The 23,124-nt window shown below is 60.3% G+C and carries 32 protein-coding genes and 1 pseudogene; 16 read left to right on the top strand and 17 right to left on the bottom strand.

Features of this window, described 5'->3' with window-relative positions; all coding sequences use genetic code 11:
* Nucleotides 1–71: 71 nt before the first annotated feature.
* The 3 genes from ACZ2HM_RS18935 (at nucleotide 72) to ACZ2HM_RS18925 (ending at nucleotide 4,114) form a co-directional block, all read left to right on the top strand.
* Nucleotides 72–647, top strand: a complete 576-nt coding sequence (locus ACZ2HM_RS18935) for an RNA polymerase sigma factor (RefSeq protein WP_470427189.1) — start codon at nucleotides 72–74, stop codon at nucleotides 645–647.
* Nucleotides 617–1,555 (top strand): FecR family protein, encoded by a 939-nt coding sequence (locus tag ACZ2HM_RS18930; protein WP_470427188.1) that lies wholly within the window; start codon nucleotides 617–619, stop codon nucleotides 1,553–1,555. The genes ACZ2HM_RS18935 and ACZ2HM_RS18930 overlap by 31 nt, the downstream gene beginning before the upstream one ends.
* 84 nt (nucleotides 1,556–1,639) lie before the next feature.
* Entirely contained in the window at nucleotides 1,640–4,114 is a 2,475-nt protein-coding gene (locus ACZ2HM_RS18925; RefSeq protein ID WP_470427187.1) for a TonB-dependent receptor, read from the top strand.
* A gap of 945 nt (nucleotides 4,115–5,059) precedes the next feature.
* Here ACZ2HM_RS18925 and ACZ2HM_RS18920 read toward each other — a convergent pair.
* Both ACZ2HM_RS18920 and ACZ2HM_RS18915 read right to left on the bottom strand, forming a co-directional pair.
* Complete coding sequence (locus ACZ2HM_RS18920; protein WP_470427186.1) at nucleotides 5,060–5,362, bottom strand: type II toxin-antitoxin system RelE/ParE family toxin; 303 nt, start codon at nucleotides 5,360–5,362, stop codon at nucleotides 5,060–5,062.
* Nucleotides 5,363–5,364: 2 nt separating this feature from the next.
* Complete coding sequence (locus ACZ2HM_RS18915) at nucleotides 5,365–5,610, bottom strand: type II toxin-antitoxin system ParD family antitoxin (protein WP_470427185.1); 246 nt, start codon at nucleotides 5,608–5,610, stop codon at nucleotides 5,365–5,367.
* 198 nt (nucleotides 5,611–5,808) lie between these two features.
* Here ACZ2HM_RS18915 and ACZ2HM_RS18910 point away from each other — a divergent pair.
* Nucleotides 5,809–5,982: pseudogene (locus tag ACZ2HM_RS18910) on the top strand (integrase); the annotation flags it as partial.
* Nucleotides 5,983–6,060: 78 nt separating this feature from the next.
* On the opposite strand, the gene ACZ2HM_RS18905 reads toward ACZ2HM_RS18910, so the two are convergent.
* From ACZ2HM_RS18905 to ACZ2HM_RS18880, 6 genes are all read right to left on the bottom strand, one after another.
* Entirely contained in the window at nucleotides 6,061–6,888 is an 828-nt protein-coding gene (locus ACZ2HM_RS18905) for a 23S rRNA (adenine(2030)-N(6))-methyltransferase RlmJ (protein ID WP_470427184.1), read from the bottom strand.
* Nucleotides 6,889–7,248: 360 nt separating this feature from the next.
* A complete protein-coding gene (locus ACZ2HM_RS18900) occupies nucleotides 7,249–8,055 on the bottom strand; it encodes a S1/P1 nuclease (RefSeq protein WP_470427183.1) in 807 nt (268 codons plus the stop codon).
* Nucleotides 8,056–8,133: 78 nt separating this feature from the next.
* A complete protein-coding gene (locus tag ACZ2HM_RS18895) occupies nucleotides 8,134–8,403 on the bottom strand; it encodes a hypothetical protein (RefSeq protein ID WP_235209913.1) in 270 nt (89 codons plus the stop codon).
* A 308-nt stretch (nucleotides 8,404–8,711) separates the two neighbouring features.
* Nucleotides 8,712–9,983 carry a Y-family DNA polymerase gene (locus tag ACZ2HM_RS18890; protein ID WP_470427182.1) on the bottom strand — a complete coding sequence of 424 codons (1,272 nt, stop codon included), beginning with the start codon at nucleotides 9,981–9,983 and terminating at the stop codon, nucleotides 8,712–8,714.
* Complete coding sequence (locus ACZ2HM_RS18885; protein WP_470427181.1) at nucleotides 9,980–10,393, bottom strand: LexA family protein; 414 nt, start codon at nucleotides 10,391–10,393, stop codon at nucleotides 9,980–9,982. The genes ACZ2HM_RS18890 and ACZ2HM_RS18885 overlap by 4 nt, the downstream gene beginning before the upstream one ends.
* A 75-nt stretch (nucleotides 10,394–10,468) precedes the next feature.
* Complete coding sequence (locus tag ACZ2HM_RS18880) at nucleotides 10,469–11,059, bottom strand: SOS response-associated peptidase family protein (protein ID WP_470427180.1); 591 nt, start codon at nucleotides 11,057–11,059, stop codon at nucleotides 10,469–10,471.
* Nucleotides 11,060–11,135: 76 nt separating this feature from the next.
* Here ACZ2HM_RS18880 and ACZ2HM_RS18875 point away from each other — a divergent pair, with 76 nt between their 5' ends.
* The 5 genes from ACZ2HM_RS18875 (at nucleotide 11,136) to ACZ2HM_RS18855 (ending at nucleotide 12,477) form a co-directional block, all read left to right on the top strand.
* On the top strand, nucleotides 11,136–11,327 hold the full coding sequence (locus ACZ2HM_RS18875) for a DUF6771 family protein (RefSeq protein WP_470427179.1): 192 nt from the start codon (nucleotides 11,136–11,138) through the stop codon (nucleotides 11,325–11,327).
* A gap of 149 nt (nucleotides 11,328–11,476) precedes the next feature.
* Nucleotides 11,477–11,662, top strand: coding sequence for a hypothetical protein (locus tag ACZ2HM_RS18870; RefSeq protein ID WP_470427178.1), 186 nt, complete (start codon nucleotides 11,477–11,479; stop codon nucleotides 11,660–11,662).
* A gap of 10 nt (nucleotides 11,663–11,672) precedes the next feature.
* Nucleotides 11,673–12,095 carry a thermonuclease family protein gene (locus tag ACZ2HM_RS18865; RefSeq protein ID WP_470427177.1) on the top strand — a complete coding sequence of 141 codons (423 nt, stop codon included), beginning with the start codon at nucleotides 11,673–11,675 and terminating at the stop codon, nucleotides 12,093–12,095.
* Nucleotides 12,095–12,295: a DUF5818 domain-containing protein gene (locus ACZ2HM_RS18860; protein ID WP_313921819.1), complete on the top strand. Its 201-nt coding sequence runs from the start codon at nucleotides 12,095–12,097 to the stop codon at nucleotides 12,293–12,295. Before ACZ2HM_RS18865 ends, ACZ2HM_RS18860 begins: the two co-directional genes overlap by 1 nt.
* Nucleotides 12,292–12,477: a DUF6961 family protein gene (locus ACZ2HM_RS18855; RefSeq protein ID WP_470427176.1), complete on the top strand. Its 186-nt coding sequence runs from the start codon at nucleotides 12,292–12,294 to the stop codon at nucleotides 12,475–12,477. Before ACZ2HM_RS18860 ends, ACZ2HM_RS18855 begins: the two co-directional genes overlap by 4 nt.
* Before the next feature lie 58 nt (nucleotides 12,478–12,535).
* Here the strand turns inward: ACZ2HM_RS18855 and ACZ2HM_RS18850 are convergent, their stop codons facing one another.
* The gene (locus tag ACZ2HM_RS18850) at nucleotides 12,536–12,709 is read right to left on the bottom strand and encodes a DUF6771 family protein (RefSeq protein ID WP_313921820.1); all 174 of its coding nucleotides are present in this window, start codon (nucleotides 12,707–12,709) and stop codon (nucleotides 12,536–12,538) included.
* 397 nt (nucleotides 12,710–13,106) lie between these two features.
* Between ACZ2HM_RS18850 and ACZ2HM_RS18845 the strand changes: the two genes are divergently transcribed.
* Together ACZ2HM_RS18845 and xth are read left to right on the top strand one after the other, a co-directional pair.
* Nucleotides 13,107–13,403, top strand: a complete 297-nt coding sequence (locus tag ACZ2HM_RS18845) for a GNAT family N-acetyltransferase (RefSeq protein WP_470427175.1) — start codon at nucleotides 13,107–13,109, stop codon at nucleotides 13,401–13,403.
* 75 nt (nucleotides 13,404–13,478) lie between these two features.
* Nucleotides 13,479–14,300 carry an exodeoxyribonuclease III gene (gene xth, locus ACZ2HM_RS18840; RefSeq protein ID WP_470427174.1) on the top strand — a complete coding sequence of 274 codons (822 nt, stop codon included), beginning with the start codon at nucleotides 13,479–13,481 and terminating at the stop codon, nucleotides 14,298–14,300.
* Here the strand turns inward: xth and ACZ2HM_RS18835 are convergent.
* Nucleotides 14,270–14,626 carry a hypothetical protein gene (locus ACZ2HM_RS18835; RefSeq protein ID WP_470427173.1) on the bottom strand — a complete coding sequence of 119 codons (357 nt, stop codon included), beginning with the start codon at nucleotides 14,624–14,626 and terminating at the stop codon, nucleotides 14,270–14,272. The two genes, xth and ACZ2HM_RS18835, sit on opposite strands and share 31 nt — an antisense overlap.
* Nucleotides 14,596–15,051, bottom strand: coding sequence for a thioredoxin TrxC (gene trxC / locus ACZ2HM_RS18830; RefSeq protein ID WP_470427172.1), 456 nt, complete (start codon nucleotides 15,049–15,051; stop codon nucleotides 14,596–14,598). Before trxC ends, ACZ2HM_RS18835 begins: the two co-directional genes overlap by 31 nt.
* Before the next feature lie 193 nt (nucleotides 15,052–15,244).
* Between trxC and ACZ2HM_RS18825 the strand changes: the two genes are divergently transcribed.
* Together ACZ2HM_RS18825 and ACZ2HM_RS18820 are read left to right on the top strand one after the other, a co-directional pair.
* Nucleotides 15,245–15,520: an HU family DNA-binding protein gene (locus ACZ2HM_RS18825; RefSeq protein ID WP_313921825.1), complete on the top strand. Its 276-nt coding sequence runs from the start codon at nucleotides 15,245–15,247 to the stop codon at nucleotides 15,518–15,520.
* 338 nt (nucleotides 15,521–15,858) lie between these two features.
* The gene (locus ACZ2HM_RS18820) at nucleotides 15,859–16,050 is read left to right on the top strand and encodes a DUF6961 family protein (RefSeq protein WP_470427171.1); all 192 of its coding nucleotides are present in this window, start codon (nucleotides 15,859–15,861) and stop codon (nucleotides 16,048–16,050) included.
* A 10-nt stretch (nucleotides 16,051–16,060) separates the two neighbouring features.
* Here the strand turns inward: ACZ2HM_RS18820 and ACZ2HM_RS18815 are convergent, their stop codons facing one another.
* From ACZ2HM_RS18815 to ACZ2HM_RS18790, 6 genes are all read right to left on the bottom strand, one after another.
* Nucleotides 16,061–16,654, bottom strand: a complete 594-nt coding sequence (locus tag ACZ2HM_RS18815; protein ID WP_470427170.1) for an alpha-ketoglutarate-dependent dioxygenase AlkB — start codon at nucleotides 16,652–16,654, stop codon at nucleotides 16,061–16,063.
* Nucleotides 16,655–16,703: 49 nt separating this feature from the next.
* On the bottom strand, nucleotides 16,704–17,021 hold the full coding sequence (locus ACZ2HM_RS18810) for a MarR family transcriptional regulator (RefSeq protein ID WP_470427169.1): 318 nt from the start codon (nucleotides 17,019–17,021) through the stop codon (nucleotides 16,704–16,706).
* A gap of 212 nt (nucleotides 17,022–17,233) precedes the next feature.
* Nucleotides 17,234–17,902, bottom strand: a complete 669-nt coding sequence (locus ACZ2HM_RS18805) for a JAB domain-containing protein (protein ID WP_470427168.1) — start codon at nucleotides 17,900–17,902, stop codon at nucleotides 17,234–17,236.
* On the bottom strand, nucleotides 17,806–18,282 hold the full coding sequence (locus ACZ2HM_RS18800) for a hypothetical protein (protein ID WP_470427167.1): 477 nt from the start codon (nucleotides 18,280–18,282) through the stop codon (nucleotides 17,806–17,808). Before ACZ2HM_RS18800 ends, ACZ2HM_RS18805 begins: the two co-directional genes overlap by 97 nt.
* 14 nt (nucleotides 18,283–18,296) lie before the next feature.
* Nucleotides 18,297–18,632, bottom strand: coding sequence for a hypothetical protein (locus ACZ2HM_RS18795; protein ID WP_043150391.1), 336 nt, complete (start codon nucleotides 18,630–18,632; stop codon nucleotides 18,297–18,299).
* A gap of 54 nt (nucleotides 18,633–18,686) precedes the next feature.
* Nucleotides 18,687–19,268, bottom strand: a complete 582-nt coding sequence (locus ACZ2HM_RS18790) for a helix-turn-helix domain-containing protein (RefSeq protein ID WP_119750486.1) — start codon at nucleotides 19,266–19,268, stop codon at nucleotides 18,687–18,689.
* A 269-nt stretch (nucleotides 19,269–19,537) separates the two neighbouring features.
* Here ACZ2HM_RS18790 and ACZ2HM_RS18785 point away from each other — a divergent pair, with 269 nt between their 5' ends.
* The 3 genes from ACZ2HM_RS18785 to ACZ2HM_RS18775 are packed head-to-tail and all read left to right on the top strand — an operon-like array spanning nucleotide 19,538 to nucleotide 22,930.
* Nucleotides 19,538–19,915 (top strand): sigma factor-like helix-turn-helix DNA-binding protein, encoded by a 378-nt coding sequence (locus ACZ2HM_RS18785; protein WP_043150395.1) that lies wholly within the window; start codon nucleotides 19,538–19,540, stop codon nucleotides 19,913–19,915.
* Nucleotides 19,916–19,919: 4 nt separating this feature from the next.
* Nucleotides 19,920–20,870, top strand: a complete 951-nt coding sequence (locus ACZ2HM_RS18780) for a DUF7146 domain-containing protein (protein ID WP_043150397.1) — start codon at nucleotides 19,920–19,922, stop codon at nucleotides 20,868–20,870.
* Nucleotides 20,867–22,930 carry a ParB/RepB/Spo0J family partition protein gene (locus ACZ2HM_RS18775; RefSeq protein WP_043150398.1) on the top strand — a complete coding sequence of 688 codons (2,064 nt, stop codon included), beginning with the start codon at nucleotides 20,867–20,869 and terminating at the stop codon, nucleotides 22,928–22,930. The genes ACZ2HM_RS18780 and ACZ2HM_RS18775 overlap by 4 nt, the downstream gene beginning before the upstream one ends.
* The last annotated feature ends 194 nt before the right edge of the window (nucleotides 22,931–23,124 follow it).

The raw sequence follows: 23,124 nt of genomic DNA, 5'->3' as shown, positions 1-23,124 counted from the left end.
CGACATCCCACTGTCCCGATATTGTCACGTCCGCTGTCTAACCGGCGCGCCAGGCATAGGGGGACGCAACCGTGACCTGGCTGAGAGATGTTGACCGCTGGTTCATTGATGAAGTGCTGCCGCACCGCCAGACATTCCGGCGGCAGGCGGCGCGACTGGTCGCGCCCGGCGATGTCGAAGACCTGGTGCAGGAAGCCTGTGCGCGCACCATCAATGCCTCGCACCACCGCGACATCGACAATCCCCGCGCCTTCGTGCTGACGATCATGCGCAACCTTGCGTTCGAACGGCACCGTCGCGCGTCGGTCGTGCGGTTCGAACATCTGGCTGACCTGGATGCCATGGACATCGCCGACAGTGCGCCCGACCAGTTCGCCATTCTTTCCGGGCATCTTGAACTCAAACGCCTGATCGAATTGATGGACCAGCTTCCGCCACAGCCCCGCGCCGTCGTAAAAATGCGCCGAATCGAAGGTATGTTGCCAAAAGACATAGCGGTGAGGCTTGGCTTGTCAGTCTCTACTGTAGAGAAGCATCTTGCCAAGGGGCTGGCCATATTGGCGCACGCCATGCAGGAAGCCCCTGTAAAGGCAGATGGAGTCGGTATTTCACGCTTATGGCAACGCCACCGACAACGCAGCAATTGATGGAGGAAGCGGCCGGGTGGCTGGCCGCGCTGGACGCTGGATCGACAACGCCCGACGCCTTCGACCAATGGCGCGCGGGCGATCCGCGCCGCGCCGTCGCCTTTGCCCAGGTCGTCGATGCGCTCGAACAGGTCGAACGGCTGCGCGCCGTCCATGAAAGAGAGCCTGCACCCCCGCCGCGTGTCGAACGCCGCCAGTTGCTGCGAGCCGCTGCGCTGGCGGGCGGGGCGAGCGTCGCGGGCGCGTTCATCGCGGTTCAGGCCAATGCCCGCGAAAGCGCGTCGACGATAACGGGCGAACGCCGCACGATCATGCTGGACGATGGCACGCGCATCCACCTCAACACCGCCACCGGCATCAGCTGGCGCATCGACGGCACCAGCCGGTCGGTCTGGCTGGACGAAGGCGAAATTCGGCTGGAAGTCAAACCGCGCCCGCCAGGATCAGGCGCTGGCCACCCCCTGCGCCTGATCGTGGCGGCCGCGGACATTCGGCTGGAAGCGGGGATATTCAATGTCCGGCGTCAACCCGAATCCGTGGGATTGCTGGTCCTGTCGGGACAGGCCGCACTGGACGGACGCCGCATGGTCGATGCCGGATCGCTGGCGCAGGTCATCGGAAAATCCGTGTCGGTCCGCCCCGCCGAAACCATCGCCATTGCCCGCGCGCAAAGCTGGCGCAATGGCCAGCTGGTATTTGAAGGGGAAAGCCTGGATTTCGTGGTGGCGGAATTTAATCGCTATCTGGACCATAAGATCGTGATCGCCGACCCCAGCCTGTCGCGCATCCGGCTGGGCGGGCGATTTACCACCACCGATCCGGCCGATCTGCTGACGGCATTGCAGGCATCCTTTGGCATCCGCTCCGTGCGGGGCGACACGGGTGCCATCACCCTCACCACTGCCTGATTCAATATTTTTTGCGCTGCAATAGCGGTGGCGCGAAGGCCAGCCATCCTTCCTTCCGAGAGACGCATCCAATCGGAGGGCAAAATGATATATTCCGTCGCACTACCCATGGTCCTGGCCATTGCTCCGGCAGGCGCCACCACCGAACGCGCCGTCACCTTCAACATTCCTGCACAGAATATGGCGACCGCCCTTAATGAATTTGGACGTCAGGCAGGGGTTCAGATGGTGTTCCCCTATGACGCCGTGACCGGTCAGCGCGCCATCGCACTGAAAGGGCGCTTCACCCGTGCGCAGGCGATCCGGCGGCTGATCGCGGGCCGGGGCATCGCCATTTCGCATGAAGGCACGAACCTCATCTCGCTCGCAGTTGCAGCAAGTGCCGTGCCACAGGACATGTCGGGCAGCGCCCGTCCCGCCGGACAGGACATCGTCGTCACCGCGCAGAAGCGCACGGAGGATCTGTCCAAAGTGCCGCAGGCCCTGACCGTGATTTCGGGCGATGAGGCCGACAAGCGCCGCATCGTCGATTTCGCCAGCCTGGTCGACGAAGTGCCGGGCCTGTCGATGAACTATGGCTTTGGTGGCGAAAGCTATGGCCTGCTCAGTATTCGCGGCGTCGGCGGCGCGGACGATTACAAGCCCAATGGCAGCCCGTCGGTCGCCCTGCATGTCGATGGCGTCTATCAAAGCTCCAACGCCTATCTGGGCATGCCCTTGTTCGACGTGGAACGCATCGAAGTGCTGCGCGGACCGCAAGGCACGCTTTATGGCCGCAACACGACGGCTGGCGTGGTCAACGCGATCACGCGCGGCGGCGGCGACAGTTTCGATGGCTATGCCGACGCGCGCTATGGCAGCTATGACAATGTCCGTTTCGAAGCCGCGCTGGGCGGCCCGGTCAGCGACAATGTTCGCGTCCGGCTGGCGGTGATGACCGATCAGGGCGGCGGCTTCATGGACGGCAAGGGCGCTGGCGATCTGGCCGGCGCACGGCTCAGCGTTGGCGGCGTCGTCCAGACGCAGGTGCCAGCGATCAGCGATCCGGGCGCGCGCAAGGGTTTTGGCGACAAGGATCTGTTCGCCGCGCGCGGCACCGTGGACATCGACTTCGCGCCGGACACCACGCTGACGCTCAAGGCCTTTGCCAGCCGCGACCGGGGCGACGCGCGCCAATATGACCGGCTGAGCGCAGCGCAGGACACAAGCGTGTTGAACGCTGGTGAGGATGAAGATCCCTACAGCTTTTATTCCAGCCAATATTATGACCAGAAGATCGACATAAAGGGCGTCTCCGCACAATTTTCGCATCTGCTCAACGACGCCACCCGGCTCGACATGGTGGTCGGTGCGCAGTCCAGCCAGCGCGATGTCGGCGGCAATGGCGACGGCACGCCCTATCCTCAATATGAATATCTGTTCGATGAGGATCTGAGCCAGGCGTCGGTCGAACTGCGGTTACGCAATGAACAGCAGGGCCGCTTCAACTGGCTGGTCGGCGGCTTCTATATGAGCGACAAGATCGACTATTCCAGCCAGTGGACCAGCTGGGTAGCGCGCACCATCTATCAGAATATCCATAACCAGCGCCGCCGCAGCGCCGCCCTGTTCGGGCAGGCCGATTATGAAGTGCTGCCCGGCGTCCGCCTGACGGCGGGCCTGCGCTACACCAGCGACGACGTGGATTCCAAGGGTCGCAATGTCGATCTGAACCCCTGGGGCATCACCAACTATAACGCCTTTTTCGCCACGACGGCCAATTTCCGCTGGGACAAGCAGTTCAAGGACGATGATTTTTCCGGCCGCGCTGCCGCACAATGGTTTATCAACGACGACCTGAACGTCTTTGCGTCCGTCGCGCGGGGCTATCGGTCGGGCGGGTTTGACGGCACGTCGATCATGACGCTGGCGGAAACCGAGCCATTCGCGTCCGAAACGGTGTGGTCCTACGAAGCGGGCGTCCGCTATCTCAAGGGTCCGTTGCGCGTCTCACTCGACGCCTTTGCCAATGATTTCAGCAATCTTCAGGCTACGACCCGTCTGGCCAACGACACCAACGGCCGCACCAATGTGGGCAAGGCGGAAACGCGCGGTTTCGAAGGCGCGCTCAACCTGCGCCTGTTGAACAGCGGCGGGCATCAGATCGACTTCGACGCATCCGGCACCTATCTTCATTCGGAAATCACCGAATTCAATTCCAACCGCATCGCCGATGTCACCGCCACCGTGGGCGATCCGCTTCCCGGCGCACCCAAATGGACCGGCCGGGTCGGTCTGGTCCACAGCTACAGCTTTGGTGATGGCTGGAAATTGAGAAGCCGTGCCAACATCTTCCACCATGGCAAGGAATCCAACCGCCTGAACGCGGTCGTGGGCAATATCGCGCCGGCCTATACGTTGCTCAACGCCCGGATCGAACTGGAATCGCCCCATGGCTGGTCGCTCTACGCGATGGGACGCAACATCACGGACGAAGTCTATTTCCCCGAACTGAACGGGTTGTCGCGCATGGTCGGCGCGCCAGCAACCTATGCCGTGGGCGCTCGTTTCTCGTTTTAAGCTAGTGGGTTTGGCTTGTAAGGCACCATTTCATCGCCGCATCGCGATGCACTGGTGCCTCGCATTAGCGAATTGCTGTTTCTGCTAGGTAGGGACTTTCTAAGCTCCAAGAAGCGGGTTATCTTACGTCACCACGTGACCGGGCTCCCCAGAGTGAGTTATCGGAGATCTACCTGAAGAGACTATGCTGACCCAGTTCCTCATGGCCGTACGGTTGCTACTGGGCAGCATATGGAACAGGCGAGTGCCACAAAAACTTGAGAGACGATCGTGTGACGATCACTACTCTGCACGATCGACTTGAAGGCGGTCAGATCGCGATATACTTCGCCGCCGTGATGTGAGTGCGCCTCGCAGCGGCTGGGGGTAGCTCTGCAGGCTACTCGAATAGCGACGCGAGGTCCTCCGGATCATCCTATGATCGTAGCACGGGCCTCGATATGGGTTTCGCCTCAAGCGCCGTTCGACTCCGACGCGGCGTAGCAGTCGCTCGCGCGGTGTCTACGGTGGGGGTGGCAGCTGTCCGTGCGGCGGGACCAACATCTGCGCCGGTCCGCGCCGTATCGCCTGATTTGGTTTGACACATCAACACTGAAGGGCGAATCTGCTGGCTACATCTCGATTCCCTCGGTGCGACCGTAACGGCTGAACAGAAGTCGGCTTGCTTCAACTCGACGCTCCAAACCGGCCTTTCCGATATCCACCCGGCGTACCCTTTGACGGCACCTGACTGAACGGCAGCAATCTGGACGGCTACAGGATCGGCGAACTGTCCGGAATTAGGGTGCCTTGCTGCCCGGCGGCTGCCGAACTTGCGAATGACCGGTTCCGGCGTGGGCGGACCTTCAGTCGCCGACCGCCGAACGACTTGGTTTGGTCGGCAGGAGAAATGCCAAGTAGGGTGGTGATCTCTGCGGATTGGCCGCAAGCACGTACCTTGCACGGCTAGCCGTCGTAGTTCGAGGACATCCAATCTTCCCTGCCATGCCGGACACGCAAAATGATGACCTCGTCCTCATCTCCCACGTCATAAATCACCAGATGTGCCTTGTAGGGATGCACGCGGACAGGAGGCGATATTTTCTCCCGCAATCGAGCAGCCTGGGGATACTCGGCAAGAAACGCGAATATCGCGCTCAGCCCTTCGTGATAGGTATCGGCTTGAGGTAGTCCGAACTGCTCGATGCCTTCGAGAAAGATGGTTGTCAGATCGTCGGCTGCGGCGCGCGTTAAGCGAAAGCGAGGCACGGTCAGGCTTGCAAGCCAGACTGGCTGATCGCTCGCGTCCGGATGTCCGCCATCGTCTCGTCGCTCAAACCGCTGGCGCGGGCCTCATCGACAAGGCGCTGCATGACTGCGACTTTGTCGGCGCGTTCTTGGTCACGGCGGATGAGATCGCGCACATAGTCGCTGGCATTGCTATACCGACCAGTGTCAGCTTGCGCTTCGACCCATTGCTTCATCGGATCGGGCAGTGAGATGTTCATCGTAGCCATGGTAACCTCCAAGGCCAAGAAAATAGCAAAGATTGGCAAAGGTTGTCAACTCTCGCCTGACCTGCTCTTGCGAAGAGTGGCCATTGTGCAGCCGACGCCTTCTACGATTCCCGTAGCGCGGCTTGCTCCAAGCCTCACTAATTTCCCCCGGAGGTCTGCAGCCGTTCTTCGGAATGGCCAATTTTGGCCAATTGCAGAATGATCAGGAAAATGTCTGAAACCTTGAATGCATCCCCCAAGCGTCCGGTCTGGAACGCTGGGCGCGCGGTCGGCGCCAAGCGGGCGCTGAAGCCAAAGCAAATCTGGGAGATCCGCTTTTGCCTTAATCAGCGCCGCCGCCTCAGGGATCGGGCGCTGTTCGACCTTGCAATCTACAGGCTCGTCCCAACCTATGTTCAGAAGCCTGGCGCATTGTCGGACTGTTTCGGAAAAGCTCCAGAGGACAGGCCACTAGCCCAACCAATCAGTTGTGATCTCGCCCCTATGCCCTTTCGGCGCCAGCGCGGCGCGCAGGGCTTCCAGCAGAGGCGGCAGCACTTGCCTGAAGGCGTAGGGCGGATTGACGATATAAAGGCCCGCGCCATTATAAATGCCGGACTGGTCGCCATCGTATAACCAATGCTCCACCCGCAGCAATTTGGGAATGCCGAGTTTGCGTAACTGCTCCCTCCACCGCCAATGCGTGGCGCGGTCTTTCAGCGGATACCAGATCACCGTCACGCCATGCGCCCATTTGCGATGAACGGCGGCAAGTGTGGCTGTGATGCGTTCGCGTTCGTCTGCCTGCTCATAAGGCGGATCGACCAGCACCACGCCGCGCGCGGTGCGGGGTGGCACCATCGCCAGCCAAAGCTCGTAAGCGTCGCGCTCATGTACGGCAGCGGTCGTGCCGCGCATCATGCCGCGCAGGGTATAGGCATCCTCGGGATGTTTTTCGTTCAGGATCAGGAAATCCTGCGGCCGAAGAAGCTGCGCCAGAATCCGCGGCGAGCCCGGGTAAAAATGTGCCTCGGTCCCGACATTTACCGCTTGTACGACGGCGCGGTAGTCGTTCAGCAAGGCGTTCGAGTCGGCAAAAGCCCGCTGCACGCCCTGCGTGGACTCGCCGGTGCGTTGGGCATCCTCTCCGTCAAGGTCGTACAGCCCGCAGCCTGCATGGGTGTCGATCAGGGTCAGCGCGCTCTGTTTTTGCTGCAAGGCCCGCACGAGGGCAATTAGCAGGCTGTGCTTGACGACATCGGCGCTATTGCCGGCATGGAAGGAATGGCGATAATTCATTGCGACCCGAATGCTTGACGATCTACATTTATATTTGAGGCTGGGCACGGTTGCCGAGCGCGAAGCGATTGAAGAAACCAATCCGGCGCTAGTATGAAGTCGTGTGGAAACCTTCAATACACTTATGCACGACGCCTTAAGTCCGCGTTAGCGATCGCTACCAGAGGCGGAGACGCAGGGCTCCGCGCGCATGGAAATGTTCGAACAACGTAACGGACTTGCGCCCGCTAAATGTAGGATGACTTGGATTAGTTGACTGCCGCCGGACAGGAGCAAGCTCGGCCATGGCCCGGGCGAAGTCGGAAATGACATAGCCGCTCACCAAATGCCTCGATACATTCACACTATGTATCGAGGTAGTCATTTAGTTCGTCCGGCTGGACCGGCGCTATGTCTGGGCTCGAACACCCAGTTCAGGTAGGCCGCGATCCTTATACCTCCGCGCTTCAGTCGATCGTCCATCTCCGATCGATGTTCGTAGGCATAGTCCCAGGATATGCTGGCGTCGGCGGGGTAGATCGTCTTGCGTAGCGCGATGCTCTCCGCAATCCACACCGAAGGCGCAGGATCGCTCCAATCGATCACCTGCTCAGGCGAGATCGTGCGCGACAGCCATTGCGCATATTCGGAATAGGACAAGGACCGTTGCGCGATCATCGCTGAGTCCCACACCGAATGAAGGTTGGTCGAGCGGCCGAACCAGGTCACCTTGACATCATTGCCGCCCCGGTCATCCCCACCGCCCGCGTGCAATGGCTGATGCAGATCGCCGATGATGTGCACGATGAAGCGGAGGGCCAGCCGCTTGTCCTCGATGGAGGATTTGGGATTGCGCAATGTAGCCGTAAAACCATCCAGCGCGCTCATGGCATCACCCTCTGGCGGCGCGTCCTTGCTTTGATAGCTGTCCCCTTGCCTCACCGTTACATAGTGCCAGGGGCCAGCCTTTTTCTGCCAATATTCGGCCGGGTCGGACTTCATGTCATCGGGCCAGGTCGCCGCCCCGGCAAGATCCTCGGCACCAAGCAAAAGCCGGACATGGGCACGTGCAACACCGCTCAGATTTTCATCGGCGATGGCACCGGTTATGCGGTGGCCGACAGGACCCCAAGCCTGTGCGGGTGTGCATGCAAGGAATGGGATGGCGAGAAGGGAGAATATACGCATGGCTGTTCCTTGGCGGCATTTACTCTCCATGGAAAGACGGATTGCTGTAGATGGTATGTCGTTCCGCGTGGCGCGACCCTAGATCGTCCTGTCGGCCCTATCGTCCAGCATCAGCCGTTCGCCCTGCTTCTCTACTATGGCGGCGATCGGCCCTGACATCAGGCTCAGCATGCCAGGAAGATGGAGCGTCACCCGCAGCCGATTGTCTTCCGCATCGACCGTGCAGGGCACTTCGACGCCCATGGTCGCGACCGTCAATGCAAGACGCTCAGCGCTGGGCCATGAATGGGTTACAGTGGCTGCGCCGCCCGGGATGTGCGAGGCCAGTTTGCCAACGCCCCTCTCCATGCGCCGTATGGCCTCGTCGCGACCAAGAGTGTGGGGAATGTCAATTACAGTGGGAGATGCCATGGTCGATGGACGCCTAGACCAAGGATGTGGTTCCGGCTCTGTCGCGTGGGTCCGCATCATGAGGCTGGGGCTGTGGGGCTGTGGGGCAGGGGGGTGGTGCTTGACCGGGAAGGGGAGGGACTGCCTGCACGCCCAATCGTGGGCAGCGCTGACCGTTCACTGCCAGGATCGTTCATCGATCGAGATCAGCCGGTTGGGCGATATCCAGCCCCATCGGACAAGGGACCCCCGGCAGTAAACCTTGCTCATCTCGCCTTTACGGCGGGCACCTCGGCAATGCGGGTGGTGTAGTTGGGCGACTTGCTGTCCGATCTGGCCGCCCATTCGCGCTTGAACCCCTGGCTGGCTGGAACGGCCGCGAACTTCCCGAAACGCATGTTGACCTGATCCATGGCGACCATCAACCGATCACGCCTTCCGCAATCGTCCTCGAATAGCGTTCGCGGTCGTCTATCAGCGTCGATGAGGTCTTCCAGCATGACGCCCGCCTTGGTGATGCCATAGCCCTCTCGCCAAGCGCTCTCTATGCCGCGCCGGGCGTAGGCAAGAAGCATGAGGCCATCGTTGGTCATGGGCTGCATGGTGAGCGTCCGCGTCGCAGAATATTGCGGCCGGTCCTGCTTATGCCGATTGGTATGGAAAAATACTGTCAGGCGTCCTGCTACCAGGCCGTGCTGCCGCAGTTTTTCTCCCGCCCGCATCGCATATTGCGCAACGGCGCCCATCAGCATGTCCATATCGGTGACAGGCGTACCAAAGGATCGGGTGACAGCCATGCCCTTGCGCTGAGGCGCCACGGTTTCGATGGCGCACGCCGGAACACCGCGCAATTCAGCAACCAGCCGTTCCAGCACGACACCGCCGATGGCGCGGGCCTGCTTGAGGGCCATGTCGCGCAACTGCCCGGCAGTGCAGATATCCAGGCCTGCCAGTTTGGCCGCCGTCGCCCTGCCGACGCCCCATACATCGTCCACGTCGAACTGGTCGAGCACCCAACGGCATAAGTCTTCGTCGCGCAGATCGGCGACGCCATCAAATGTCGGGTTTTTCTTCGCCGCCGCATTCGCCAGCTTTGCGAGCGTCTTGGTCGAAGCGATGCCCACACAGGTGGGAATGGTGGTCCACTGCCGGACCTGCGCGCGCATGGCACGGCTATGCGCGGCGAGATCCAGATGCTCGAAGCCTGTAAAATCGACAAAGGTCTCGTCGATCGAGTAAATCTCGAAATCCCTTGCAAATGGCTCGATCGCCGCGACGACCCGCCGCTGCATATCGCCATAGAGCGCATAGTTGGATGAGAGGACGCGAATGCCATGCTGCCTGATCTTGTCGCGGATGAGATGGACAGGATCCCCCATTTTGATGCCCAGAGCCTTGGCTTCACCCGAACGGGCAATCGCACAGCCGTCATTGTTGGAGAGGACAATGACCGGGACACCAACTAGGCTGGCATCGAACGCTCTCTCGCAGGACACATAATAATTGTTGCAGTCAATCAGGGCGACCGGCGCGCTCATCCGTATTTGCGGGCAAGTCCGACGACCACGCCCCATATCTCGACATATTCATCCACGATGATGTCAGCAAAGCCATCGGCTTCCGGGACCAGCCAGAAGCGCCCGTCGCGCCGCTTCAGGCGCTTTAACGTGCGATCGCCATGGACCATGGCGACGACGATATGGCCTGCAACAGGCTTTTTTGCCCTGCTGACGATGATCAGATCGCCGTCGGTAATCCCGGCCCCTGTCATGGAATATCCATCGACGCGCATGATGTAGCTTGCAGCCGGATGCTCCACCAGCCAGTCGGCCAGATTGATCGGTTCCTCCATGTCGTCCTGCGCGGGCGAAGGAAAGCCCGCCGGAAGGCTCACCAGCAGCAGCGGCAGATCGGGCATGGCAAGGCAAATGGGTATGGGTTCAAACATCAAATAGGCCACGAATCAGATACACGATCCGGCATAGCCAGATTGTCCGAAACGGTCATTTGTTCTTTTTATGTTCTATCCTTGAACGGTCATCCGCGCGGCAGGATATGCCCTCGCCATCGCACAGGCACCGTCATAATCCGTCGATAGCCATGCCTGATAATCGCCGGGTTCAACGATGACCGGCATCGCCTTGGGATGCAGCGGCGCGACCAGCGCATTGGGTTCGCAGGTCAGAAACGCATAGACCGGACCCTGGTCGCTCTGTCGCCAAATACCAGCGAACGCGGCGATCGGCTGGTCGATCACGTTGAACCACCACTCATCGCGTCCTTCCCCGATCCTGGGTTCCGCAAATGTCGAGAAGGGGACGAGGCACCGCTGCAGAGGATTGGCCAGCATCGACTTCCAGAATGGGCTGCTGAGGTTCCGCACATTGGTGACGCGCTTTTCCAGCATCTTTCCGCTTTTACCTTTGACCTGGGTTGGCACGCCCCAGGACATGACGTCGCTTCGGATCACACCATCATCGTTGCGGACGATCATGCCCGGCTTTTTGGGCCAGACGTCCGTGGCAAAAGCGGCGTTGGGCTGGCGGATATCGAACCCCGCATAGTCCCGCCAACTGGGGATCTTGTCCGGATCGGTTCGATAATGATTGCACATCCGGGCAGCCTAACGATCGCCAATTTCATCGCAAGCCTATTGCTTCGTTCCTGATACGTTCTCTACGATCGGAACCATGATCCACCCTGATTCTCTTTGGCTCGCCCAGAGCCTGCTTCACGCTCCGGCCTGGGCACGAGTTGCTCTCACCGCACCCAACGAGCGCCTGCGCGAACAAGCGGCGGTGGAACTGGCGCAAAGCGTCATCGTGGCTATCGAACATCCCCCGACTATTCCTGACATTCGCCAGATGACGCTGCCTTTGTGACGGCAAGCCCGCGGTAGATCGGGTGATGCACAGGGTCAGTCGTGCTGAATAGTCTGCCGCTTTCCTGATCTTGAGCAATAGACGGTATAGCGGCTGTGCAATCCTCTACAGCCACGCTAGCGTCGCCGTTTAGGCGATCGGGAACAGGTATGAACGGATATGTGCGTTTGGAAACGGCGGACGGTGATTTTGTGGTCGTCAATGTCGATCGGGTAAGTTTCGTTCGGCGCTACCGTGGTGAGCACGACACCAGTGCGGTCAATTTCGAGAAGGGAAATTATATCGTTGTCAAAGGCAGTCTCGACAGCGTCATGACCATCCTGGCCGAAGGCTGAAGCGAGGCTCATGCTTGCCGTCCTATCCGCGGTCGTTCTGGCATCCGGGCAGGCCTTTGCCTGTACGCCCACCCATGTCTGGGACGGGGACGGCCCGATCTGGTGTGCCGAAGGTCCGAAGATACGGTTGGCCGGTATCGCCGCACGCGAGATGGACGGCACATGCAAACAGGGGCACCCCTGTCCCAAGGCATCGGCTATTGCAGCGCGAGACCGGCTGGTGCGCTTGCTGGGCGGCGCGAAAGGCAAGGCGCGGACCGGCCATATTCTTGTATCGGCGCCGGCCATGCGCTGCGTCTCAAATGGATCGGCGCGGGGCGGTCGCACAGGCGCATGGTGCAGTCTGCCCGGCACGGGCGACATAAGCTGCGCGATGATCAGGTCCGGCACTGTCCTGCGATGGGATCGTTATGCGCGGGGACATTGTCGCTGATGCCAAGGGGAACGCGCCATGAGCTGACCGGCATTCTTCTGGAAGGCGACTTCTATCCGGTGCTGCGTGTAGCCGATGGAGGCGAGTGGCGACTGGAGATCACCAAGGCCTGGCGGCCGCTGCTGGGCAAGCGCGTCGCCATCATCGGCGTGCGTGACGGTTTCGATCTGATCGCGGTCGAACGGATCACCCTGGCATGACGCACGACCAGCTTTTGTGGGGGGCGGTGTCCATGCTGATGGAGCAGCATGGTGAGCACGCACCGCGCAGAGTGGCCGAACGGATCGGTGCCCTTGCCGTTGCGGGAGACATGGCTGGCGTGGCAATGTGGAAAGATATTGCACGCCGGATGGATATGATGATGCGGTCGCCTGTCCAATAGCCGATCATCGCCCTGGCCATTACATTCGTAGCATGGCAGGCGGTGTTCGCAGCAGGCGTTAGCCCTCCTGATCCTGGAGCGATCCATGGGACAGCGCATCGGCGATCATGGCGGCGAGCGTTTCTTCGGCCCGTCCGCGGGCATTGAGGTCCTTTGACGACAGGTCGTGGCGAAGCCATTGCGGGGCGCGGGCAATGACACGGATGATCAGCTCGGAGGTTTCCTGGTCCATGCGGGCCCTATGAGTGGTCGCGTGCGGACAAGCAATCATCAAGGGGACACTCCCAAGGCGATCGTGATGAAAGCAGGGGACGCATAAAAAAGCCCCGCCAGAGCAAGGCTCGCGGCGGGACCGAAGTTCAGGGAGGTGCCGCTCCAAAGGGGGAAGAAGCGACAGGCATGAAATAGCATGTTGCGATGAATGACGGGTGAAGCAGCTATTCATGAGCGCTGCAGCTCGGTTTTCTCGAGCAAACTATGCGGCTGCACGGCATCGGAGAGCAAAAGCCAGGTCACATTCGTCAGCAGACAGCGCTAGCGGAACCTCGCCATTGTCCATCTGTTCGATCTATCGACAGGCTCTGCGAAAATCGCCGATGCAAAAGACCTGAAAGAAAGAGAACCCGACCATGGCTGAGACGCAGGACGTCCGCGATAATGAAGGCGGGAGCCGCTATGAACTGAAGGTTGATGGCGGCACGGCTATTGCGGCCTATGAACGGCGCGATGGCGCATTGGTCTTCACGCACACGCAGGTTCCTGAGGCCTTGGAAGGGCAGGGCATTGCCAGCAGGCTGATTGCAGGTGCTCAGGCGGACGTGCGGGCGAAGGGATTGAAGGTCGTGCCACTGTGCGAATTTGTCGCCGGCTATTTCGATCGCCATCACGAGGAGCAGGATCTGCTCGCTCTCGACGCGCCGGGCTGATTGGGGGGATACCTGGAACAGCATGACTTTTGACCAATTCTACGCCTCAACGGCGGCCATTGCGTAATCTCAAAGATGAAGATCGCGACCTATAATGTGAACGGGATCAACGGGCGTCTGCCTGTTCTCCTGCGATGGCTAGTCGAAGCCGAGCCCGACATCGTCTGTCTGCAGGAATTGAAGGCGCCGCAGGATAAATTTCCCGAAACAGCGATCCGTGATGCAGGTTACGACGCGGTCTGGCATGGGCAAAGCCGGTGGAACGGGGTTGCGATCCTGAGCCGGGTCGGTGAAATTCACGAGACGCGCCGCGGGCTGCCGGGCGATCCGGACGATATGCAAAGCCGCTACATCGAAGCGGCTGTTGCCGGGGTGTTGGTGGCAGGTCTTTATCTACCCAATGGCAATCCACGCCCTGGACCCAAGTTCGACTTCAAATTGCGCTGGTTCGAGCGACTTCACGACCATCTCGCCTCGCTCGTCGCTATAGATGCGCCGGTGGTCATCGCCGGTGATTTCAACGTGATGCCAACCGATCTGGATGCCTATTCGCCCGAGCGGTGGCGGGACGATGCGCTCTTCGCGCCGGAGGTGAGGGAAGCTTACCGCCATGTGTTGGAGCAGGGATGGAGCGATGCTGTCCGCGAACTGCACCCCGATCAGACCGTCTATACGTTCTGGAAATATTGGCGCGGGGCGTTCGAGCGCAACGCAGGCCTTCGGATCGACCATATTCTGCTCAATGGGAACGCACGGAGCAGGCTTGAATGGGCGCAGGTCGATACAGCGCCGCGCGGATGGGAAAAGACGAGCGACCATGCTCCGGTCTGGATCGAGCTGGCCGACAAGCCGGTGCGCAAGGCGCGTCAGTCGAGGGCTGCAAACCAGTCAGCATAGGGCGTATTGCGCGCCATATGGCGATTATAGTCAGGTGCACCATCAGTCCACCAGACTGGGCCACGCTCGCCAAGTCCGCGTTTGGCAATGTCCACCGCCGCATGCGCTTCACGCTCGGCCGATACATCGGCGTTTTTACGGGCGTCGCGCACGGCCCTGCGCGCCTCCATCAGATCCGATACCACGGCAGCGCGAACGTCTTCGTCCAACGCGGGATTGGACAGTCGCCACAGGCGGCCGCGCACGACAAAATAACGGCCATCGGGCGTTGCCGGGTGAGTGGCGGGCTCCCGGCTCACCCCGGCCTTGCCGCCTCGCGCGCCCATGCAACGATGGCCTGTTGCGGCATGGCGCCCGATTGCCGCGCAATCTCGCGGCCACCCCGAAACAGGATCATCGTGGGAATGGACCGGATGGCATAGCGACCCGCGATCGCTTGATGCGCCTCGGTATCAAGCTTACCCAGCCGCATATAGGGTTCAAGTTGTCCGGCTGCAGCGCTGAACGCTGGGGCCATCTGACGGCACGGGCCGCACCAGCTTGCCCAGAAATCGACGAGCAGGGGAATGCCGGACCGCGCGGCATGCGCGTCGAAATTATCTGCGGTCAGTGTGACCGGCTCCCCAGAGAATAGTGGGCGCTTGCATCGGCCGCAGCTTCCGCCATTGGCCAGCCTTTCGCGGGTCAACCGGTTCGCCGTTGCGCAAGCCGGACATATGACAATCAGGGCATCATTGGGCGCCGTAGCCATTCTGGTCTCCATCATGCATCGTCTTGGATGCCATAGATGGGATCGGACATCCCGAATGTCAGGCCCTTGAAGGCAAGCAAGTCCTGGGAGGACGATGAAGCCCATAGGCTGCCAAAAAGCGATAACGGCCTGGCTGGACGTTGGCTTGCTCACTCGTCTATGTTCGTCATCCAAACGAAACAGGATATAGCCCATGAACAATACAGATCTCGCGGAGAAGATCGCCGGCGACAACGGCCTTTCCAAGGCGGATGCCCGCAAGCTGGTCGATGCGGTCTTCGCCGCGATCGCCGATGCTGCAGCAGCGGGCGAAGAAATTGCCCTGAACGGCTTTGGCAAGTTCAAGGTCAAGGACACGCCAGCGCGTGAAGGTCGCAACCCGTCCACCGGCGCTACCATCCAGATCGCCGCTTCCAAAAAGCTCGGCTTCACGCCCGCCAAGGCGGTGAAGGACAAGCTGAACGGCTAATGTGTGGCTGGTAAGCGTCCGTCCAAGATGCTTGCCGGCTTCGTCGGCTGATACGGTCGATAGGGTGGGCTTTCCGCGCCTGACCCGCGAGATGCAGGAGTAGGGTGACAATCCGCAACGTTTAGGAATGGTCGCAGATCTCACCAATCCCGTGCGGGACGATATGGTGGTGAACCCGCGCTATCGCTGTCTTACCGTCTTCACCCACTTCACCAATCCTGACGGGATGCCGGGCCACAAGACGAGAACCTCGTTCTCGGTCACGACCTTATCGAGATTACGCGCACGAGCGGTCCCTGGAACAAGACACGTGCAGCAGCACCTGCGCAGTCGCTGCTGTGAGGGCCGATCTTGAACGTTGGGCTGAGGCGCTGGCGGTCGAGTGGGAACATGGCGCGAATGCCGGCGACTTCGTTGCAGAAAGGGTGAGAACGCTGGCGCTGGCGGGAGATCAGGCCGGTTTTGCGCGTTGGCTCGACATTGCGACGCGCATAGACCAGCTTCTCGATGCGGGCGCCATGGAGCATTGAAGGTGGGCAGCTATCTAAACATGTTCCGGCCCGCCAGTCTATCAGCGAGCGTACGGAAAGTGATCGACCAGCGGGTCTCTTCCATTTCGACTATGCTATGTTCCCATTGGTACCGCGCTTCGCCATGGAGGTGATAGATCGAACGCGGTGCTAGCGGGACGGTGACGCGATCGAACCCGCCGGCTTTGCGCCGCCGAAAACGTAAAGGTGCAGAAACGCCCAGCGAAATACCAACCACATGGTCGAAAACCGGGCGATCGCGGTGCCAACCTATGCCGGCACCAGGATCGTACCGGATAAGAAGCGCCTGGGCGAGGCTAGCGGGGTCAAGGCCCGCAAAGGCGGCGGCTCTGTCGCGTATGGGCAGCAGCCAATCAGGCATGGGATCCGTCGGCCCGAAGCGTGCATCATCAAAATCATAGCGCCAGCCAAAAGAACTGGTCAGGCGCTTGCCGAGCCAGCCCTGAAAGCGGAATGGCTCAAGCGCCGTCGCGTCGATCCCGGCGATCAACCTCAACTCTTCGTCGCGAGAGAGAAGGTTGTCACGATAGGAGAGGCCCGGAATTTTCGGGGTCTCGAACAGGTCGGAAAACAGGCTGGCCATCCACGCCTAAATTGGGACGCTGCGCTTAAAAGGCAATCGCATAGGTGATTTATGATTTCCCGCCTTCCCATAACTCAATAATCCGATCAAGCAGACGGTCGACGATGGCAAGGCCTTGGTCCGTCATCGAAATCGCGACGCGTCGCCCATCAGGACGAGGAATGTCCCGCGTCACCAGCCCCCGCTTTTCCATCTCGGCGATCTTGCGGTGGGCGGTCGATTGCGGAACGTCGGGGGCGGCCGTATACAGGGAGAAGAGATAGACCTCCCGCTTCTCATATTGCGCCAGGTAAAGATCGAGCAGCATGTCCCAGACAGGGCTGGGGCATAGACGATAGCCAATAGCCTCACCAATCGTCTGCCGCATGACCACCAGCCTGCGGCACATATCGATACGTGTGTCGGGGGGATATATTTGCGTCATGTCATGCCTCCTTTTTGGATACTGACCCTTCGCTCCTCTCTTCCGCCCGTGGACGAGCGGGCCATGTTAGACAGCCACATTGATCATTGTGGTTCGCCTGAAGTGGTTGCCGCCTTTCTGGCTACGCCTGCTGTGCGGCGCGGCGGGGCGTGGGGCTAAAGATACCCCGCCTGGCGGAAGCTCACATGCCCGGCATGGGCGATGACCAGATGATCATGAACCGCGACATCCAGGCAGCGTGCGGCATCGACAATCTTTCTGGTGAAAGCCCGGTCAGCCCGTGAAGGCTGAGGTTGGCCCGATGGATGATTATGAATGAGAAAAATTGCGGTCGCGCCTATCTCGACGCATCGCTTCATGATTTCACGTGGATAGGCGTGGACATGAGAGATGGTGCCGGTCGCCAGCACCTCATCTGCCAATATCTCATTGACGGCGTTGAGGAAAAGCACCCGCAACTGTTCGACCGGCGCGAATGCCATGGTGGCGCGCAGATAGTCCAGCAGTGCCTGTTCGTTCGAGAGTATCGATTTACCGGCGAGTTTTCCGCGCAGAATATGGTGGATAGACATTTGCAGGCACTCAAATGTCCGCTCGACACATAGCGCGCCATCCAGAAGGCGCATCCGGTCCTGGCGCCGCGCAGAGAGGGTTGCAGCAAAAGAACCGAACCTGTCGACCAGCCGCTGCGCCAGTTCGGGCGCGCGCGCCGGACAGGTGAGCGCGATCAGCTCTTCCAGGGCCTGTCGACACCGCGCTGTTTTATCCGGCTGCGATGTCGAAAGGTCGCGCCGATGAGCATGGTTTGTGCTACCCAACTCCACACCGCCAGCGCATCGACATAGGCACGCGGTACAATCGCCGGCATCAGGATCCGCATCAGATGCACGGCTACCTCTGCGCCTAGCATCGCCGCGACCCAGAGCGGCCAGAACCGTGTGCTTTGTAGAGAAAGCCATATAAACACACTCAATAAGGCAAAATCGACCAGGAGAATGGCGATCTCGATATGATGGAACCGGTCGCCGAACGGGTCGACAAGCCCTACGGACAGACAGGCAGCGCCCAGCAGGGCTGCAGCGCCGATCCTTTCGGGCGTGCCGCCCCGCCATGCGGCATAGAGGGTGCTGACAATGAGCAGGGTCAGGAACGCGATTTGCCGGGTCATGACCCTGATTGAACCCAGGTGGCCGCATTGCGTCAATCCTCTCTTGCGCGTCAGACGACGCGCAGATGGGCAGGCTGATCATGCGAGACAACTTTGAAAAGGTCGCCATAAGCGGTTTGCCCGAGCCCAACATCATCGCTGGCCCGTTTGAGATGGGCGTGGGTTATGACCATCTGCTCGCGCGTCTGCGCAATCAGCATGACAGCAGCGGCAGATGTCGCGATAGCCTCCTGGCCGATCGCAGCTGCAAAACGGGCATCAAGACGAGCCAGGGGTAGCGAGGCGTTGAGTTCGGCAATCCGGGCTGCAGCAATATCGAGCGCAGCTTCGGCGGCAAATAGCCGCTCGGCAACCGATTTGGCGATGGTCTGTCGTTTAACGCGCATAGAATCTCCTTCCCGCAAAAGCGGGTGAACAGGGAAAACATAAAAATGTTGGTTTTAGTGGCGAGCCAGGGCGTCTAGCGCCGAGAGCAGTGAAGCGGCCGATCCAGCCATCACAAGAGCAAGCGTCGCCATGATCGCAAGAGCGATCAACGTCATGTTCGAAGTCAGGTCATTGTCGGGCCTCCCGCTTGTGCGGAACGGCAGAAAATTGCCCATAAGGGGAAAGCGCACCAAACCATGGTAGCCCTCCTGCTGCGTGGCCAATAAATCGGCATCGGCAATATCTGCGTCCACTTGATCGTCAGTGGAATCAGATTGGCCAGACGCAGCCGGGATTGGCAGGACCAAAGATTGGGCGCCTATTTTTTGGGCCCCCGGAGAAATCTCCGTGCGGTCCGCTTCATAGGCAGCCACGAGGCGTGCCGCCTGCTGCCGGCCAATGCCGCCGAGCTTGCCGCGCGCTTCATATATATGCTTGTCGACACGGCCGGAACTATTGCCCAGTCGCGAAGCAATTTCCTTGCTGGAATAGCCCTGCGCCACTAGTACTAGGCATTGCCGTTGCCGACCCGTAAGGCTGGCGAGCCTTGTCCTGAATACCGCAATGTCCGGCGGAACGGGTGGTTTGTTCATCATCGCGCACTGTCTCCAGCCTTGCGACGCATCGGGGCAGATCGGTCGCGCCTGATATCTCCTCTGCGGCCCCGCTCACAATGTCATGAAATTGCAACGCAAACGCAACCATTTGGCCGAGCAATTGAGACGAATCGAAGAAATTTGCATAGCCATGTCGCAACTGGCCTGGTGCGGGATGCCGCCATCCAGATCTCCGGGCATGGAGGGGAGGGGATGGACAGGGGATGATCGGGCAGGTTTCGGCCAGAACGTCCCAACGGATATCCACCATGAACGCACTTATCGTCCGCCTCGCGCGCCATATATTCACCTGCCTGCGTTGCCGCAGGGATGAGGCTCTCATGGGCACTATATTTGCCTGGCTCGACGACCAGGAACAAGCGGATCAGGATGAACTTCTGCCTAAACAGCAGTCGCAGGACCGATCCGCATGGTATTACGATCAATCGGCCTTGTCTTCCGACAAAACCGATATGACCGCACGCTGCGCTGAACATATGCCAACCCTGACCCGGCTCTTTCTCTTGCTGCGCGTACCTTATGCCATGCAGATTGACGACATTGCGCGAACCTTCGAGATCCGCCCCCGCCGGGTTCGTCGCCATTTACGGCGAGCCGTGGCGATCCTTGCGCGCGACAGGCATTGACGCAATGACGGTTCCCATCGACCGGCTTGTCATGGAAGCGCGCGCAAAGCTGCTGGTCAACCGTCTGGGCGGCCGCTGGGCCTCGTCTGGCGGCCTGTGCCTTTGCCCGGCCCATGACGATCATCATCCCAGCCTTTCTGTCCGACTGGGCAAGACAGCTCTGCTCTTCAAATGCTTTGCAGGCTGCCATGCCCGCGATGTGCTGCGCGCAATCGCACGGATCGACCATCAGGCGCTGACAGCTTGTCATGAGCCAGGTCATTCGACGCGCGATTTTCAATCCGGTTTCCGCAGCCAGGCGAGGGACATCTGGCATGCGAGCCGACCGATCGCTGACACGCCGGCACAGGACTATCTGCAGTCTCGTTCCATCACCAATCTGGGAGAATGGCTGCGCTTTCATCCGCGAACGCCCTTGCGAACCGACACGGGGCTTGAGTTTCGCCCTGCCATGATTGCTGCTGTGCGCGACAGAGAAGAAATTGTCGCCATCCACCGGACATTCCTTGATCCTCGCTATTCCCGTCTCGCTGCCGACGTACAACCGGCGCGTCGCTTGCTGGGCCGACCCGGCCATGGCGCCGTCATGCTGGCTCCTGCTACCAATATTCTTGGTCTTGCCGAGGGGATCGAGACGGCCCTGTCGGCCATGTCCTTTCTCGAAATTCCGGTCTGGGCCACGCTCGGTAGCGAGCGCTTGCACAGCATTGCCATTCCCGCGTCGGTTAAGCGGCTAATTATCCTGCCCGACAACGATCGTGCGGGCAAAATCGCCGCAATGCGTGCGCTGGCGGCGTATCGCGGCGCCGGCAGGCCAGTCAGGCATATCCGGCCGCCATCAGGCTATAATGACTGGAACGATGTCCAGCAGGCAAGGGAGGGAGGGGGATTGGATGATGTGGCGCAGGAAGACCCGATGGGCGGGTCTTTGGCGCCTGGAGATCCCAGTCGATGAACCAGCTTCCCATTCTCGTTGCCGCGGCGAACCTCAGCAAGTCGCCATCCAATGTCCGAAAGTCGAGCGATGCTGTCGCCGACGCCCAGCTTGAGGCCAATATCGCGGCCAAGGGCATAAGGCAGAATCTGATCGGCGTGCCGGTTGCGCGCAAGAAAGGCCATTATCGTATCGCCGCGGGCGGACGGCGCCTCGATGCGGTGCATCGTCTCATCGAAAAGGGCGTCTTCGGGCCAGACTATCAGGTGCCGGTGCTGGTCCTGCGCGACGCGAAAGATGCGATCGCCACCAGCCTGGAGGAAAATTTCTTCAAGCTCAGCATGAACCCAGCGGACACCTGCCGGGCTTTCCAGGATATTGTCGAAACCGAAGGCAAGACCCCGGCCGAGATCGCCAAACGTTTTGGCCTGACCGAGCGCTTCGTACTGGGACGGCTGCGCCTTGCGGATCTGGCACCCTGCATTTTTGACGCCCTGCGCGACGGCGAGATCAGCCTTGAGATTGCCACGGCTTATGCCAGCAGTCCCGATGCCGTGCGCCAGGCGCAGATATTCGAAACTCTGGGGCAGAGCTATTACCGCAATAATCTAAACGAGATCCGGCGCCAGCTTGCCCAAGGCAGCTATAGTGGCAATGATCCTAAAGCCCTGCTTGTCGGTCCCCACGCCTATGTGGCCGCCGGTGGCCGGATCGACAGCGACCTGTTCACCGACGATGCGAGCGAGATGTGGATCGATGGCGACCTGCTCGATCAACTGGCGACCGACAGGCTGGCGCAGGCGGCGCAAGCGATCCGGGAACGGGAAGGCTTTGGCGATGTCCGCATCGTGTCCGGCACTCATATTGCCTATAGCGCAACCTGGGATCTCAAGCCCATTGAGGGCGAACAGCCACCGCTGACGCCAGAGCAGGAACAGCGGCTTGCTGATATCGAAGTGGAACTGGAAGCGTTCGAGAACCCGGTTGAAACCGACGAGACCGAGGAGGAGGTCGAAGCGCGCTATGATCGGCTGAATGCTGAATATGAGGCAATCCGGCAACGGGCACCGATTCTGACCGAGGAGCAAAAGGCGTCCGCACTGGCCTATGTGGTGATCGGTTCCGACGGTCAGCCGCGCGTCCACGAACAGCTTTATCATGTTCCGGCTGAACAGGCCGACGATGCGCAGGATTCGACCGGTGATGATGATGAAGTCGATGCGGATGCGGATCGCGCGCCAGCACAGGTGGTGCCGGGCCAGCCAAAGATCAGCCAGCGCCTTGCCGATGAGCTCGCTGAAATGAAGGCTGAACTTCTGCGCGTCCATATCGCCAGCGATCCGCGGTTCGCGCTCGATCTCGCCACTTTCTGCATGGCTGACGCGGCAACGCGCACCTATGGCAGCGCGGAACGGGCCACCGACCTGCGCGCCAATGCCCCCGCATCGCCGCTTCATGGCTATGAGAGCGATACGCCTGCCGCCGACCAGTGGCTCAAGCTGGAAAAAGATCTTGATCGATGCTGGATCAATCATGCCGATGTGCGGACACGCTATGACGCCTTTTGCGCTTTGAGCCAGGAGGCACGGGCTGCCTGGTTCAGCTGGGCAATTGCCCGGACGGTCCAGGCGGTGCCTGCCGGGCGGACCGGCAGCGTGTTTCTCGACCATCTGGGGGTCAAGTGCGGGATCGATGTTACGGCCTGGTGGCGACCGACCGCGCGCAACTATTTCGACCGGGTCAGCAAGGCGATGATCCTCCAGGCGTTCGAAACGGTCGGCGGCCTAGAGCTGAGTTCCCGCTACGCGGCGTCGAAGAAGCATGATCTTGCGCTCTCGGCCGAGCGACTGTTCAGCGGCGATCTCATCGTCGAGGCAGAGGTCAAGGAACGCGCGCTGCAATGGTTGCCGGACGCCATGCGCTTTGTGCCGGTTGGTGAAGCTGAAGCCAGTCTCACCGGAGATGGCGATGCCGATTGTGGCGTCGGGCGGGTCAGTGTCGATGGGGATGCTGCGGCGGAAGCGCTGGCTGAGGCACCTGACGAAGATTCTGGAGAGGACCGCGTCGCGCAGGCGGCCTGAGCCTGGGGTATAATGCTGGGGACCATGATGTGTCGTCATGGTCCCTTTTTCTGTCCGCCGTCCTGGGAGGGAAGGGGAGCGGACGAGGCGTGGACCGATCGGGTCCGAGGCCTGGAGATATTTATGACTCTTCCTTTGTTCGCTACGCAGCAGCCTGATCCCGTCGCAACGCGTTCACGCGCGCAACGCCTATT

The sequence above is a fragment of the Sphingobium sp. KKT206 genome (assembly GCF_055640555.1).
Note: the sequence above shows the minus strand (reverse complement) of the source record. Positions and strands in the feature narration are given on the sequence as shown.

Bases quoted from the DNA above. Each gene is read 5' to 3' on its own strand.
- ACZ2HM_RS18930 (WP_470427188.1), top strand. From the start codon at position 617: ATGGCAACGCCACCGACAACGCAGCAATTGATGGAGGAAGCGGCCGGG.
- ACZ2HM_RS18925 (WP_470427187.1), top strand. From the start codon at position 1,640: ATGATATATTCCGTCGCACTACCCATGGTCCTGGCCATTGCTCCGGCA.
- ACZ2HM_RS18915 (WP_470427185.1), bottom strand. From the start codon at position 5,610: ATGGCTACGATGAACATCTCACTGCCCGATCCGATGAAGCAATGGGTC.
- ACZ2HM_RS18905 (WP_470427184.1), bottom strand. From the start codon at position 6,888: ATGAATTATCGCCATTCCTTCCATGCCGGCAATAGCGCCGATGTCGTC.
- ACZ2HM_RS18900 (WP_470427183.1), bottom strand. From the start codon at position 8,055: ATGCGTATATTCTCCCTTCTCGCCATCCCATTCCTTGCATGCACACCC.
- ACZ2HM_RS18895 (WP_235209913.1), bottom strand. From the start codon at position 8,403: ATGGAGAGGGGCGTTGGCAAACTGGCCTCGCACATCCCGGGCGGCGCA.
- ACZ2HM_RS18890 (WP_470427182.1), bottom strand. From the start codon at position 9,983: ATGAGCGCGCCGGTCGCCCTGATTGACTGCAACAATTATTATGTGTCC.
- ACZ2HM_RS18885 (WP_470427181.1), bottom strand. From the start codon at position 10,393: ATGTTTGAACCCATACCCATTTGCCTTGCCATGCCCGATCTGCCGCTG.
- ACZ2HM_RS18880 (WP_470427180.1), bottom strand. From the start codon at position 11,059: ATGTGCAATCATTATCGAACCGATCCGGACAAGATCCCCAGTTGGCGG.
- ACZ2HM_RS18875 (WP_470427179.1), top strand. From the start codon at position 11,136: ATGATCCACCCTGATTCTCTTTGGCTCGCCCAGAGCCTGCTTCACGCT.
- ACZ2HM_RS18870 (WP_470427178.1), top strand. From the start codon at position 11,477: ATGAACGGATATGTGCGTTTGGAAACGGCGGACGGTGATTTTGTGGTC.
- ACZ2HM_RS18865 (WP_470427177.1), top strand. From the start codon at position 11,673: ATGCTTGCCGTCCTATCCGCGGTCGTTCTGGCATCCGGGCAGGCCTTT.
- ACZ2HM_RS18860 (WP_313921819.1), top strand. From the start codon at position 12,095: ATGCCAAGGGGAACGCGCCATGAGCTGACCGGCATTCTTCTGGAAGGC.
- ACZ2HM_RS18855 (WP_470427176.1), top strand. From the start codon at position 12,292: ATGACGCACGACCAGCTTTTGTGGGGGGCGGTGTCCATGCTGATGGAG.
- ACZ2HM_RS18850 (WP_313921820.1), bottom strand. From the start codon at position 12,709: ATGGACCAGGAAACCTCCGAGCTGATCATCCGTGTCATTGCCCGCGCC.
- ACZ2HM_RS18845 (WP_470427175.1), top strand. From the start codon at position 13,107: ATGGCTGAGACGCAGGACGTCCGCGATAATGAAGGCGGGAGCCGCTAT.
- xth (WP_470427174.1), top strand. From the start codon at position 13,479: ATGAAGATCGCGACCTATAATGTGAACGGGATCAACGGGCGTCTGCCT.
- ACZ2HM_RS18835 (WP_470427173.1), bottom strand. From the start codon at position 14,626: ATGGGCGCGCGAGGCGGCAAGGCCGGGGTGAGCCGGGAGCCCGCCACT.
- trxC (WP_470427172.1), bottom strand. From the start codon at position 15,051: ATGGCTACGGCGCCCAATGATGCCCTGATTGTCATATGTCCGGCTTGC.
- ACZ2HM_RS18825 (WP_313921825.1), top strand. From the start codon at position 15,245: ATGAACAATACAGATCTCGCGGAGAAGATCGCCGGCGACAACGGCCTT.
- ACZ2HM_RS18815 (WP_470427170.1), bottom strand. From the start codon at position 16,654: ATGGCCAGCCTGTTTTCCGACCTGTTCGAGACCCCGAAAATTCCGGGC.
- ACZ2HM_RS18810 (WP_470427169.1), bottom strand. From the start codon at position 17,021: ATGCGGCAGACGATTGGTGAGGCTATTGGCTATCGTCTATGCCCCAGC.
- ACZ2HM_RS18795 (WP_043150391.1), bottom strand. From the start codon at position 18,632: ATGCGCGTTAAACGACAGACCATCGCCAAATCGGTTGCCGAGCGGCTA.
- ACZ2HM_RS18790 (WP_119750486.1), bottom strand. From the start codon at position 19,268: ATGATGAACAAACCACCCGTTCCGCCGGACATTGCGGTATTCAGGACA.
- ACZ2HM_RS18785 (WP_043150395.1), top strand. From the start codon at position 19,538: ATGAACGCACTTATCGTCCGCCTCGCGCGCCATATATTCACCTGCCTG.
- ACZ2HM_RS18780 (WP_043150397.1), top strand. From the start codon at position 19,920: ATGACGGTTCCCATCGACCGGCTTGTCATGGAAGCGCGCGCAAAGCTG.
- ACZ2HM_RS18775 (WP_043150398.1), top strand. From the start codon at position 20,867: ATGAACCAGCTTCCCATTCTCGTTGCCGCGGCGAACCTCAGCAAGTCG.